This window comes from Rhodoblastus sp. (genome assembly GCF_019449565.1).
Classification (GTDB): domain Bacteria; phylum Pseudomonadota; class Alphaproteobacteria; order Rhizobiales; family Beijerinckiaceae; genus Rhodoblastus.
Map to the genome: position 1 here is coordinate 1 of NZ_JAGRPM010000048.1, position 13,839 is coordinate 13,839.

The following is a 13,839-nucleotide window of genomic DNA, read 5'->3' on the forward strand; positions in this document are numbered from 1 at the left end:
CGCTTCAAGGCCAGCGCCGCAACCGCAAAAGGACGAAAGGAGAAAGCCAATGCCTTGACCAAAACCTGACCGCAGGAACATAAAAAGGCGGGTCACTTCTCAGTGAAAATCCCGGGTCAGTTCCAAACGGAAATCAACACCGACGAGTTGGCGGAACAGATCAGGGCGGGAATCCCGCTGGATCTATGAGGCGAATCGGCGCCGGCATGCGCCCTGCTAAGGTCGATTACGAGGCGGCGCTCCGCTCGTTCTGCGATCTAGTTGGCGACGATCGCGTTCGAACAGGTCCGGGACAGCGATCTCCCCCGCCTTCGCTTTCGCCGCCTCGACCCGAGCGACGGTGTTTGGCCGCAGCAGCCTAGCTGGCCTCGCCGATTCGCCGCCACTCGCCGCTGAAATCGTTGTCGAGAACGAACCCGCCGAACCTTTCTGCCAGAAGCGCGGCCTGGGGAAGTCCCGTTGAACGGAAGGTCGACCAGGCTCTTCTCGCCTTCGAAAACATCCTTGTAGTCGTCCTTCACCGCGTCGCTGTAAAAGACCCATATCTGCAAGCGGGCGCCGGCCGGCTCGACGCATGAAAACGTGTCGTAGCCGCCTTGGCGCGGATAGTCGATCGTCGCCTTTTCGATCAGGCCGCTGGCGCTCAGGGCCGTGATGACCTGTCCGACGTCGTGTCGTCCGATCAAAATTGCCTTCGTTGCGATACCCATGATTGATTGAACGAAGCCGCTACCGCGGCGCGATTGTCGAGGTTTTGTGAGCGCCTCCTGCCTGAGAGGATGTGGATGTTGAAGCCCATCCCTCAGACAGGAGTTTCCGACGGCCAATTGGAGCCCTCTTCGCCGTCGCATGATCGAGGATATGACGGTCCGCAATATGTCGCCGGCGACGCAGCGATCCTACATCAGTGCGGTTTCGAAGTTCAGCCGGTATTTCGGCAGGTCGCCGGATCTGCTGAACCTGGAGGACGTCCGCGCTTTCCAGGTCCATCTCGTAAACAATGCGCGCCATGGAGTCGGACGAAGCAAGCGCTGAAAGCGCGATTCAATAGGAAATCAAAGGGCGCGAAGCCGCGATAGAGCCAGGCTAGGCAACAACGCGACGACATCTTCCAAATGTGGTTCAGCGTCCTGATCCACAAATAGGCCTGTCGAACGCAACTCGGATTCGAACTCCATCTGAACCGAACGCTCTGGCGCATCTGCGGGTAGATACCGTGACTTGAAATAAATCGGCGACGAACCCTGATCGCGCTTATCTAGGGAGACCCGAAGCCTCGCCATATCAATCCGAAGTTTCTCAACGATGCAGGGCACCGGCTGATCGGCGTCGTCGCACGTCAGCATCGTGACTTTAGGCGCCTCGAGGTCCAGGTCGATAAAATCGCAGGCGTCGGCGCCGCCTTGCAGGACTTCGGCGCACCCCACTACAACGCGAAGCCGCGCCGGCAGACGGGTGAGCACTGATGAGCGGAAACGAAACCTTCGATCACGCCGAAGCCCGCCCAGGCCCGCCGCCAGAGCCGCCTCAACATCGGCCCGCACCCCTGCCCTGTCGCCAGCGGCGAATAGCAGCTGGCGTCCTTCGGCAAGGGCCGTTGTGTGGCTCTTGAAGAACGCCTTGATGTCGATCTGCAAGGATTTCGGCAGGCTCCGATATTTTGGCGAGCCAGGAAACTGCTGCAGCGCCAAATGAACCAACAGATCCTCGCGCCTTGTCCGCGCCGCCTCGACAAAATCTTGGTCGTCGGAAACATCCTGATGCAGCGCCTCGATCAGACGCGTCCATGAAATATGGGCGTCGTCGGCGCCATCGAGAACTGCCTTCGGAACCTCGTCCGGTTCGGGCAAGCGCCCCAGCGTCAGGCAAATGCCTCGCAGCGCTTCAAGCATCGGCGCAACGCGCTCTCGCAGCTCAGGTCGCACATTGATTTCGCGCTCGCGCCGCGGCGGCCTTGGCAGGCTGCCAATCAAAAAGGCTCTCGAACGACGGCGAAAGAGAATTTCTTGTTCGAGATCCTTGTCCTTGAAAACTACTACAATGCCTGGCGCCAAGCCGAGCGTCGCTTGCCCGGTCGCCCCCTCGACGAACTCGCGCAGCTCTTGCTGGGCAAAATACTTCTGGAAGGTCCCACGCGACGTCAAAAACCCATCTCGATGCGGCTTTTGCCCGGCCGTCGAAACTCTTCGCTGCAACATCACCGAGACGCAAAGCGCCTTATTGGCGAAGCCCCAGGCGGCCTTCAGGGTCTCGAGCCGCTCGCGCTGATCTTCAATCACATTCAAGACGAAGCCGAGGTTGACCACGTCGGCGAGACGCCGCGGACCGCCCGCGGCGTGATGAGGATCCCAGCCAAACGCGTCGTAACCCTGCGAGAGCAACGCTGCGACATCTTCGCCCTGGCCGCAACCGTAGTCGAAGACAGAGGACTCTTTCGCTACCAGGCCAAGGCGCAGCATGATCTGCATCGGTTGCGACACGTCGCCGCGCACGATCGCCGTCTTATGCCGAAAAACGTCAAAATGCTCGTCGCCAACCCGGATCAAACTGTGGCCTTTGAGGACAAGGCCTGCGTCAGCGATGGCCTTCTCCCAGGCTTTCCGAGTGCCGATCTTATTCGCTTCACGGAACAGGCCATGGTCTTCAGCGGCCGCTGTGAGCGCGCGAAATTTCGGAATGCGCGGATCGTCCGATCGGAGAAGCAATTCTTTTCGATGAAGAATAGGTGGATTTATCCGCGCCAGGTAATCAATATAGACGACCTCACCGGAGCCAAGACCCACCTTCGCCGACGACAACAGCGCCGGAAAACCGCTTTCATCGAAAGATTCATAAACCAGAAGCGATACCTGGCCATCGGCGATACGCGCGACGTTCCAGTCGTAGACGCAAGCGATGCGCTCGGCCAACGCAACTGCAGATGATTTGACTTCCGGTAGAAGGTCCACTGCGCTTCGATGCACGTAGACCGACCCGCCAACGACCTTGCCTACCCTTGATGTCATCGCGCCCTCGATCCAAGGTAGCTCAACATTCTTGGCCTTTCCAGGCATCAGCAGAACCATTCAATCCCGGAAAGAAAATGTGCTGCCAGATGCAAAGCTACGAAGCGCAGCGCCCTTGGCGATCCGGCTCAATTGCGGCATCCTTGCGTGCTAGGGCGAAAAACCAATGATTGATTCCATTTACCTCGACAACCAGGCGACGACGCCAACCGACCCGCGGGTGCGCGAGATCATGCTGCCCCTGCTGACGCTCGGCGCGGTCGGCAATCCCCACTCCGAACATTTTGCCGGGCGCAACGCCGCCATCGCGGTGGAGGCTGCGAGGCGTCAGGTCGCCGACCTGATCGGCGCCCTGCCTGAAGAAATCATTTTCACATCCGGCGCCACGGAAGCGAACAACATCGCCTTACAAGGAATCGCTCGCGCAAGTCTGAACCATGGCAATCACATTATTACGAGCGCGACCGAACACAAATGCGTGCTGCAAACGCTGAAAATCCTTGAAATGCAAGGTTTTCGCGTCGACATCCTGCCCGTCAACCGCAACGGAATCGTCGATGTAGACCTATTGTCGGCGACGATCACCGACAAGACCACGCTTGTCTCAATCATGGCGGCCAACAATGAGATCGGCGTCCTTCAGCCGATCGAAAAAATCGCCGAAATTTGCCAATCGCGCGGCGTCGTTTTTCATACAGACGCCGCTCAAGCGGCGGGAAAAGTCCCAATCGACGTGAAAGCTTCCGGCGTCGATCTGATGAGCCTGTCCGGGCACAAGATGTACGGACCCATCGGGATCGGCGCGTTATACGTTTCCGCCGAATGCCCTATCCTGCCGGAGCCGCTATTTGGCGGCGGCGGACAAGAACGAGGAATGAGGCCCGGCACGCTTGCGCCGTTCCTTTGCGCCGCGATGGGCGCCGCCTGCTCGATCGCGGCCAAAGAGATCGAGAACGATGCGAACTTCGCCGAAACAAACCGGCATCGATTCATCGAAATCATTCGATCTTTTATTTCGGATGCTCGGATCAATTGCGAAGATAGTCCACGTCTTTCCGGCAATCTCAGCCTGATACTTCCCGGCGTTGACGCCGATAGATTGGTTGGCGCCATACAGCCGCGCGTGATGATTTCGACCAATGCGGCATGCAGCTCCGGCATGATTCATCCATCGCATGTCCTCTTGGCCTTGGGCCTCAACGAAATCGAAGCCGCAAGCACCATTCGCGTGAGCTTTGGCCGTTTCAACTCCACGGCGGAAGTCGAGAGCGCGGCGCAGTACATCGGCAGCGCCGCGGCAAGAATACGGACAATGGGCTCAGCCTCAGTCGCGGCGCAGTAAGATTTCGTCATGTAGACGACGCATATCAAGCTTGACTTTTTTCGCCGTCCCGCCTTGCTCCTGGAGACGTCGTCCAGTAGCATTATCGCCATGATGCGAGGACCAATCACCGCCGACGATTTCAAGGGACAATTCTCGGGACACGAGACTTTCCCGCTCCGCCACCTATGGCTGCGCAAGGCCTATGACGCCGTCGCCGGCGAAGGCGCCGACCGAACAGCTTTCACAGGGCCGGAATCGATCGTCACCTTCGGCGTCGGAAAGAACATGGCGCTATCAATCCGCCATTGGGCCCTTGCCTGCGGAATCATTGCCGAAGACGGCTCGACCGTTCGGCCGACCGACCTCGGACACCGCTTGTTCGGCGGCGGTCGGCCATGGGATCCGTTCATGGAGCGCGCCGCAACCGCTTGGCTCGTTCAATGGCAAGTCGCCGGCGACCCAAAGATGTCGACGACATGGTATTGGGCTTTCAATCATATTGCGGCCCAAACCTTCGATCACGAGGCGCTGAGCAGCGCCATCCTGCAATATTGCCGGATTCGCCAGTGGCCGCGCATCGCGGAAAAGACTGTCACGCGCGATGTCGAATGCTTCTTCCGAAGCTACGTGCCGCGCCTCGACAAGAGCTTTGGCGAAGACGCCCTCGAGCCCGTGTTGGCGGAGCTTGGCCTCATTCGGTCCGTAGGCGGGCGCTTGTTTGAATTCCGGCGCGGCCCCAAGCCGACGCTTCCTGACGGCGTGTTCGCATACGCGCTCGACGCGTTTTGGACCCGACACGCGCTTAACGCCTCAACGTTGTCCGTCGAGGCGATCGCCTATGAGCCCGGCTCGCCGGGACGCGTGTTCAAACTCGACGAAAATTCAGTCGTCGATAGACTCGCCAATATTGATGAAGTCACCAACGGCCATTTCATTTGGTCCGATTCGGCGGGCATTCGCCAAGTTATGAAGATCAAGCCATTGAAAGACCCGCTTAAACTTCTGGCTTCGGCCTATAGCGGGCACGGCGAAAGACAGCAGGTTGCGTAATGCTTATCGAACACGTCAACATTGCTCGCCGGTTCCAACGCTCGATACGCCTCGATAGCGACGTCGGGCGTCTCGAAGCCCTGCAGGGATTTGTCTGCCAGCGATCCGCGGCCGAAGGCCTTCTCAATATGGCGACGCAGGTTTCGCAAACCTCGCAACGCGCCTTCACCTGGACCGGGCCCTACGGCGGCGGAAAGTCCAGCTTGGCCGTGACACTTGCCGCGTTGCTTGGGCCAAAAGGCCCTGTTCACAAAGCGGCAATGACGGCCCTGGGCGGCGACATCGCGCCGCAAATTCTCACCTCCTTCAAAGCGAGCCGCGACGGCTGGCTTGTCGTGCCAGTGGTCGGCCGCCGCGGCGACGCGATCGCCGACATTGGAGTCGCTCTTGAACAAGCGCGTCGCGACGCCGGCGCGCACCACGGCCGCCCTCGCGCCGAAGTCAAAATCGGCCGCGAGCTCCTCGATAGGCTGACCAGAGAGGCTGAAGCGCGGCCGAAAGACGGCGTGCTGCTGATTATCGATGAACTCGGCAAATTTCTCGAAAGCGCCGCCGCTGAAGGCGGTGACATATATTTCTTTCAAGAACTTGCCGAAATCGCCTCGCGGTGCAAAGGCAGGCTTGTCGTCGTCGGCATCCTGCATCAATCATTCGAGCAATATGCTTCGCGCCTTGGGCGCGAGACGCGCGACGATTGGGCGAAGATTCAAGGCCGCTTCGTCGACATCCCGCTCATCACTGCGGTCGACGAGGTCATCGGCCTGCTCGGCCAGGCCATCGGCTCCCGCTACCTGCATAATAAAACCTTGCCGGCGTCCGACGCGGTGGCGCAATCCATCCGGACGCGCCGCCCTGGCACGCCCAAAGACATGGGCGCACGGCTCGATAACTGTTGGCCGCTTCATCCGGTGACCGCCGCCGTTCTCGGCCCGATGTCGCGTCGGCGGTTCGGCCAAAACGAACGCAGCGTCTTCGGTTTCCTTGCGTCAGCCGAGCCGGCGGGCTTTCAGGAATTCTTGCGCTCGACGCCGGCCGACACCCACCAGCTGTTTGGACCGTCGCGCTTTTGGGATTACCTGCGCGCTAATCTGGAGCCGGCGATTCTCGCTTCGAATGACAGTCATCGCTGGGCGCAGGCCGCGGACGCCATAGAACGCTGCGAAGCGCGAGGGACGCAAATCCATGTCGATCTCGCCAAATCGATCGCGCTTATCGACATGTTCCGCAATGGCTCTGGCCTTGCCGCAGATCGCATCACGCTCGAAACCTGCGTTCCCTATGCGGACAAGGACGCCATCGACACCGCGCTTTCCGATTTGACCCGCTGGTCCGTGGCGGTCTTTCGCAAACACATGGATTCGTGGGCGATCTTCGCCGGCAGCGACTTTGACATCGACAGCGCGGTTGCGACCGCCGCCGCCCAGATTACCGGCCTCGATCTTGATCGCTTGGCGAAGCTTGCCGGGCTGCAGCCCGTTCTCGCGAAGCGACATTATCATGAGACAGGCAGCTTGCGCTGGTTCCAGACCGAGTTGCGCAATCTCGTCGACTTGGCCAAGGCGACCCCTCGGACGAACGACGCCGCCGGCTACTTCATCCTGGCATTGCCCGATCAAGGTGAAAGCCGCGACGCGGCGTTGGACGTTTGCAGGAATTTTTCCGCGCAAAACGGCGATCATTTGATCGCGATCGGCCTGCCCCGAAACGCGTTGCGCATCCGCGAGCTTGGCAATGAACTCGTCGCCCTTGAGGCGGTGCGCGCCAGCCGGCCTGAACTTGAAGGCGATCCTGTCGCTCGGCGCGAGATCGCCGCCCGTATTTCCGCCGTCTCCGCCGATCTCGAAGAAGAATTACGGCACGGTTTCAGCAACGCCAATTGGTACGAATCCGGCAAGCGCCTCAGGCTCGACCACGGGACGAGCCTGTCAAAGATCGCGTCCAACCTTGCCGATAAGCGCTTTCAAAAAGCGCCGAAGATCCATAGCGAGCTGCTCAATCGTCAAAAACCGTCGAGCAACACCCAGGCCGGCGTGCGCGCCCTCGCTCACGCGATGGTCAAGCATGCGAACCAACTGACATTGGGCATTGAGGGCTTCCCCGTCGAGCGCGGCCTTTACGCCACCGTTCTGGCGTCAGCAGGGCTGCACCGCGAAATCCATGGCGTGTGGGGGTTTTCCGCGCCCGCCGACACCGAGATCGGCCAGAGCTACGTCCCTTGCTGGGATGCCGCCGCAGCGATAATCGCCGACGGAAAAACCCCGACATCGCTAAAGCGCATCTACGACCTTTGGGAATTGCCGCCCTATGGCATCCGCCGCGGCGTCATGCCGATTCTCGCGCTCGCCTACATCATGGCCAATCGGAATTCCCTCGCCCTGTATGGCGAGGGCAAATTTCAGGTCGAGATTGACGACTATTTCGTCGACATCCTGCTCCAAGACGAAAATCTCGTCGGACTGCGCAAAGTCGATGACGACGCCTTTCATGGCGCCATCCTGGACGGCGTCGCCAAGGCGATTACCGTCACGACGAAACAGGCCTGCTCGACTGAGCCGCTGGACATTGCCCGCCGCCTTGTGAAGTTCGTGCGAGACCTGCCGCCTTGGGCGCAGAGAACGCTCAATCTCCCTTCGGCGGCGCAAGACGTCCGCCGCGTCCTTTTGCGCGCCGACGACCCTTACAAGGCGCTTTTCGTCGACTTGCCGGCCGTCTTTGAGAATCCGGACCCCGCGGCGGTCGCCACCGGCATCCAGCAGGCGTTGCACGACCTCAATGACGGATACCCGCGCATGCTCGCCGCGCTCGCAGACAAGATGCTTGCGGCGCTCGCGGCAAATAATGCCAACCTTGGCGAACTGCGTCGCCGGGCGTCGATCGTGTCGGGCATCAGCGGCGATCTGCGTCTCGACGCTTTTGCCGGCCGCATCGAGAACTATGACGGCGACATCGGCGCTCTGGAATCCATCGCCAGCCTGGCGATCAATCGACCGCCGCGCGACTGGAACGATCGCGATCCCGACCAGGCGGCATTGGCCTTGGCCGGCTTTGGCCTGAAATTCCGCCAAGCTGAAACATTGGCCCTCGTCAAAGGGCGCAATCCATCGCGACAGGCAATGGCGCTCGTGATCGGCACCGGCGAAGCCGGCTCGGCCGTGATCGAAGAGTTCGAGGTCGCCGACAGCGACCGTCCCAAGATCGACGCGCTGGCCCGCCAATTGAATAAAGTGCTGGCGCAATCCGGCGCGGACCGGAATCTCATTCTGGCCGCGCTCGCCAAAAGCGGCCTCCAAGCTGCGCAAGCGCACCAGCAAAAAACGAAGAAAGCCGGCTGACATGGAAAGGCATGTTCTCGGCATCTCAGGCGGAAAAGACAGCGCGGCCCTCGCGGTTTTTATGCGCCAGACGCAGCCTGACCTTCCGATCGAGTATTTCTTCACCGACACGGGGAAGGAATTGCCCGAGGTCTACGACTTCCTTGGACGCCTGGAAGGCTTCTTGGGAAAGCCGATTCTTCGGCTCAATCCAGATCGGGATTTCGATTTTTGGCTGCGCGAATACAACAATTTCCTGCCTTCGGCGCGCACGCGCTGGTGTACGCGACAACTCAAACTACGGCCTTTTGAGCACTGGGTGCGCCCCGATCTTGACGCCGGAACGAAGATCTTCAGCTATGTCGCCATTCGAGCGGACGAACCGCATCGCGAAGGCCTGACCTCGACACACCCCAATCTCGAGGTGCTCCTGCCTTTTCGAACGCATGGCGTCGACAAGCCCGGCGTCATCGACCTGCTCGAAGGCGCCGGCGTGGGCCTGCCCGACTATTACCGCTGGCGCTCCCGCAGCGGCTGCACATTCTGCTTTTTCCAGCAGAAGATCGAATGGATCAATCTGATGCGCGAGCATCCGGAATCTTTCGAAGAAGCAAAGCGCTACGAAAAAACCGCGCTCGAGCACGGATCGCCGTTCACCTGGTGCGACAACGAATCGCTCGACGAAATGACGCGGCCAGAGCGCATTGCGACCATTGAGCGCGACTATGCCGCGCGCATGGCGAGATTGAAGGCGCGCATCCGCCCCAACGCTCTTCGCATGGACACCCCGCAACAAGAACTAATGCTTGAGCTTGAAACAGAAGGATGCCTGGTCTGTCACAAATGACCGCGACATTCGAAAGAATCGCCTGAACAGGCCGCCGCGCATCGGAATCGTCCCGCCATGGAATCCATGGCGGAAACATTTTTCAAGCCACTCTTGCTTCGCGCCAATGCGCTGAGCCGTTACTCAGCGGCTTCTTCGCCAGACGCCCCTTCGCCATCGATCGCGAGACGGTTGTCTCGAATAATCGCATCGACCGCACGCATGATGTCAGGATCAGACAAGTACGGCGCTTGCGCGAAGATAATGCCCGACTCGCCGCCAAGCTTGGCCGCCAGATGCCCGTTTCCGAGTAGCGACTCGGCGCCTTTGACTCCCAAGGCGATCTCGGACGTGCCCGCGCTCGACACCTTCAAAATCAGGCGATTGCCAAGGTTATCGCGCAACTGCATCGGCATGACATTCACGTCCGGCCGCTGGGCGGCAAAGATCAGATGGATGCCGGCGGCGCGGGCCTTCACACCAAGACGGGAAACGTTGGCCGTCACGGTCTCCTTGTATTCCTCGGTCATCATCCATTCGGCGAATTCGTCATGGACCAGGAAGATGGTTGGCAGTCGGTCTCCCGGCGCAGCCGCGACGTTATAGGAGCGCAGATCGCGCACGCCCCGCTTGCGAAACAGTTCGTAGCGACGGTCCATTTCCTCGACCAGACGCTCAAGTTGAGCCGTCGCGGTCTCCTGGTCGACAATGATGCCGCCCTGGATATGCGGCAGCCGCTCTAGAGCAGAATAATCAACGCCCATTTTCGGATCGATAAGGACGATTTGCGCCAGATCGCTGGGATTCGTCGCGGCGATGTCCAAGATCAAGCTGACGATGAGCACAGACTTGCCGCTGCCGGTCGTGCCCGCCACCAGCGTATGTGGCTCATGCTGTCGCGCGCCGTCAAACGCCGAGCCGAGGTTGAGGTAAAGAACCTCACCATCGAGCTCCCGCAAGCCAAGAACAAAAGCGGTGTTCAAGCCCGCTTCGTTGCGATTTATCTGACGCTGCTTCCATACGTCCCAGAGCGACACGATCTGTCGCTTTGGACGTTCGACCGCCACAACAATTTCGCCGGGCAACGGCGTGATCCCCACCAACCGCAGGCCATGGGTCGTGAGAAGAACAGCCTCCCGCTTTTGGAGATCCTCCACGCGCAACGTGTCGGACCCCATAAAGCGGACAAGAGCGGCATTCGGCGTCAGCCGAGTTCCAACGATCTTTGCCTGAAGGCTATAGCCCAGCAGAGCTGAGCGAAGCTTTAGCGCTGTCGCCTCCAACCACGCGACGTCAGCTTCCGATGTCGCCGATTGCTGCAGCGCGTGCCTGGCGATCAAAAGATCCAGACCGTTCATCGCCCCCTCGTCCACGGTGTTTTCATCGTCAACGAGAAGCGGCGCATCGAAAGGCTCAACCGCAGGCGCCTCATCAGGCGCGGCGCGCCCCACATCCAACGCAGCATCTTCGGCCGGCGCCGGCGCAGCGACGCCAACGCCAGCAATGGCAGGCGCGGGCGCCAACGAAGCGTCCGGCGCATCCGACTTATTCACCCAATTGACGCGCGGAGCCGGCAGACGGAACGTCTGCGTGGCCCACGGGCGTTCAGACCCAAGAGCCTCGCGAATCGGCGCCAACGCCTGCCGGGCCTCATAGGCAAGGACAAGATTGCGAAGCTGATCGCGAGAGAAGACCTCTTGCAGACCGTCCTTCATTTCGCCGACCGGCGCTTGTTCGGCGCCGCTCGCGCCAGCATCGGCCGGGCCGGAGATGAAGACATGGGAATAGCCGCGCAATTCGATGGCCGTCGTGCCTTGGCGGATGCCGTCACGGACGGCTTCCAGCATCGTCGACTGCCCAAGGGCGGTCGTCCCGTCCAGCAAGAGGTCGGCGATGCGCGACAGCCAAAGATCGCGATCCAGGCGGCCGGGATCTCCAAACAAGGCGTCCTCGATGCGCTGAACGGTGTCAGTCAGCTGCCGGCGCGAAGTCCTCTGAGCGTCGGCGGATGAGGACAACGCGACGTATTTCGCCTCAGTCACCACGGCGCGAAGGGTTGGAGCGCCGTTGGCGTCCATCCCGACGCTCAAAGCCAGAATGTCGGCAATCCCTTGTTCGCGTTGGCCAAGCCACTCGGCGTAATCGTCCAGCAGGAACCAGGCGACGGACGTCCGAGGCCCGAATTCTTCAGCGACCAACGCGCGGCTTAAGACCAGGCCGATGAGCTCGCCGGCGGAAACGCCTTGCTTGGCCGCACGCAGGACGATGTCGCCCGATATGGCGCAGGCGTCGTCGATCATGCGCTGCGCCAGATTGCCCAGGCGCTCGTCAGTCAAACCAAGGCTCAATTCGTTGAGCCGCCGCCGGACCAGGACGTTCAGGACGCGCAAGTCAGCCGTCGACGACACGACCATGTTGCGACCATGCGTGCGCTGGCGGCGATAGCGGATCACATTGATCCCCTGCGCCAAGAGCTGGCGCTTATCCAACAGGTCGTCATAGGTGGCGACCCAAGTCGCCTCCTCATGGACCTCGTCGAACATTGTCTTCAGACCGTGGTCCTGGAACGAAATCTGCCGGACCGGCAAGATGTGCTCATCGGCGCCGTGCGACTGCCGGCGAATGACATCCGAAACCGCGTCGATATAGGCCCATCCGATCTTCGGCTGCCGGGGACAGACCAGATAGGTGGTCGCCTTGAGCTGATCTTCGGCCGTCACGCGACGATACGACCAGCGCGGCGGCACATTGTCATAAATCGACGGATTTTCGGCGGTCGCCAGCACTGGGAACCAGCCTTCTTTGGCCTGCCGCGAAACCACGTCATGCAAAAAGGCCACGTCGACGGACCGGACATCCCCCTCGGACGATTTGGACCCGCCGTCCAGCAGGACGCCGATGCGCAGCTTCGACATGAAATTGCTCGACGTCTCGCTGGCGACCAAAGCGTCGAGGTCGTTCTCGGACCGCTCAAGGAGCTCGCTATACACGCGGCTCAGCTTGGCACGATCACGATGGCGCACGAGGACGTTGCAATGCATTTCGTCTTGATCGTGGACGGTGGCCATCGCGTTGATCGTCGCAAAGGGAAGGCCGGCTGCGTCGCAATTGTAGAGCATGATGCTCAGATTCGAGCGCTCATGCGGCTGAAGATCCAGATACCGGTCCATCAGCTTGCGCACCTGCAGCGCCGCCTCGACCGGATCGACGTCGGTGGACGCCTGCGACGGATCGCGGACCGGGCGCTCCATCAGGCTGTATTCGTTGACCGTGCCGGCCTCCGCCAGCAAAACCGGCTCGCTGCCGGCATAGCCGACGGCGATCTCGGGATAATAGGGGTGTGACAGCTCGGCCCTCAGATCGGCGAAGAACAGCCGCGGATCGCCGAAATTGACCTCTGGCGCTGTCAGAATGTGCTGGATCAGGCCTGACGCCGCGCGCGCCTTGATCACGCTCGCAGCCAGACGCATCGGATGCCACGGCGCAATGATCGCCGATGGGGCGCCGCCCTCGATGGCGATGCAGCCGATCGACAGCACCGGCTGAACAAGGTCCTGCCGGTTGATGTCGCCCGTGGCGTGCTTGGCGAGAGCCTCGAGCAACGAACCGTATTTTTCGGCCTGCTCCAGCCGCTTGGCGTCCGAAAGGCCGGCGGCCAGCCATCCGTCGATCGCCTTGACGTAAGATTCGGAAAATTGGTCCCAGGCCACGCGGATGATGCGCGAACCTTCCGCACTAACCCGGTCTGGCACCGCCGATTTAAGCGCCTTGGTGAATTTCTTGCCAAGATCCTCAAAGGCGCCGATCTTCGAGATCAGCGATCCCGAATCTCGTCCAAAGGCCGGCTGCATGGTCGCGACATCGCTCAACGAAATGCTCTGCAGGAGTCCTTTGCTGCTCACCGGCTGGCGCGTGATCGTCGCGCGAGCGAAGGGGCGTTTCGCCAGCCGCTCGAGATCGCCAAACATTTCGCTGCCGATGGCTTCCGGCCGGCCGGTCCAAATCATTTGGACTGTGGGCGACTTCTGCCCGTCGATCACGAGCGTCACGTCGAATTTGATCTGCAGATTCGCGCGCGCAACCGACTTGTTCGGCTGGTACTTCTTGCGACGCCGTGCCTTCTCCAAAATCGCTTCATAGGAGAAAAGCTCGTGATCCTTCCACGTAACGGCGTCGCCCATCAGCGCCGGCAGGCCGCGATACCGCAGGCTAAACGCCATGGCGACGCGCTCGTTGAGCTCGAGCCATTGTGATCGTCTGCGCCGCGTCGTTTCAATTTCCAGGGTCCGCGACTGGCCCAAGGACGTCGCCTGGCCATAAAGG

At 60.6% G+C, this 13,839-nt stretch carries 9 protein-coding genes and 1 pseudogene; 5 read left to right on the forward strand and 5 right to left on the reverse strand.

Annotation, left to right across the window (positions count from 1 at the left end):
- Positions 1-257 precede the first annotated feature (257 nt).
- Complete coding sequence (locus QZ409_RS11900) at positions 258-710, reverse strand: hypothetical protein (RefSeq protein ID WP_296711252.1); 453 nt, start codon at positions 708-710, stop codon at positions 258-260.
- Positions 711-849: 139 nt separating this feature from the next.
- Between QZ409_RS11900 and QZ409_RS11905 the strand changes: the two are divergent.
- Positions 850-999, forward strand: a pseudogene (locus QZ409_RS11905) (phage integrase N-terminal SAM-like domain-containing protein); the annotation flags it as partial.
- Positions 1,000-1,055: 56 nt separating this feature from the next.
- Here the strand turns inward: QZ409_RS11905 and QZ409_RS11910 are convergent.
- A complete protein-coding gene (locus QZ409_RS11910) occupies positions 1,056-3,065 on the reverse strand; it encodes a DNA phosphorothioation-associated putative methyltransferase (protein WP_296711255.1) in 2,010 nt (669 codons plus the stop codon).
- Positions 3,066-3,171: 106 nt separating this feature from the next.
- Here QZ409_RS11910 and QZ409_RS11915 point away from each other — a divergent pair, with 106 nt between their 5' ends.
- On the forward strand, positions 3,172-4,347 hold the full coding sequence (locus QZ409_RS11915) for a cysteine desulfurase family protein (protein ID WP_296711258.1): 1,176 nt from the start codon (positions 3,172-3,174) through the stop codon (positions 4,345-4,347).
- A 90-nt stretch (positions 4,348-4,437) separates the two neighbouring features.
- Positions 4,438-5,379: a DUF4007 family protein gene (locus QZ409_RS11920; protein ID WP_296711262.1), complete on the forward strand. Its 942-nt coding sequence runs from the start codon at positions 4,438-4,440 to the stop codon at positions 5,377-5,379.
- Here QZ409_RS11920 and QZ409_RS11925 read toward each other — a convergent pair.
- A complete protein-coding gene (locus QZ409_RS11925) occupies positions 5,343-6,023 on the reverse strand; it encodes a hypothetical protein (RefSeq protein ID WP_296711267.1) in 681 nt (226 codons plus the stop codon). The genes QZ409_RS11920 and QZ409_RS11925 overlap by 37 nt on opposite strands.
- A 3-nt stretch (positions 6,024-6,026) precedes the next feature.
- Positions 6,027-6,212, reverse strand: coding sequence for a hypothetical protein (locus QZ409_RS11930; RefSeq protein WP_296711272.1), 186 nt, complete (start codon positions 6,210-6,212; stop codon positions 6,027-6,029).
- A gap of 183 nt (positions 6,213-6,395) precedes the next feature.
- Between QZ409_RS11930 and QZ409_RS11935 the strand changes: the two genes are divergently transcribed.
- Positions 6,396-8,711, forward strand: a complete 2,316-nt coding sequence (locus QZ409_RS11935; protein WP_296711274.1) for a hypothetical protein — start codon at positions 6,396-6,398, stop codon at positions 8,709-8,711.
- Between the two features lies 1 nt (position 8,712).
- Positions 8,713-9,537 carry a phosphoadenosine phosphosulfate reductase family protein gene (locus QZ409_RS11940; RefSeq protein WP_296711275.1) on the forward strand — a complete coding sequence of 275 codons (825 nt, stop codon included), beginning with the start codon at positions 8,713-8,715 and terminating at the stop codon, positions 9,535-9,537.
- Positions 9,538-9,656: 119 nt separating this feature from the next.
- On the opposite strand, the gene QZ409_RS11945 is transcribed toward QZ409_RS11940, so the two are convergent.
- Positions 9,657-13,817, reverse strand: coding sequence for an FtsK/SpoIIIE domain-containing protein (locus QZ409_RS11945; RefSeq protein WP_296711277.1), 4,161 nt, complete (start codon positions 13,815-13,817; stop codon positions 9,657-9,659).
- Between the last annotated feature and the right edge of the window lie 22 nt (positions 13,818-13,839).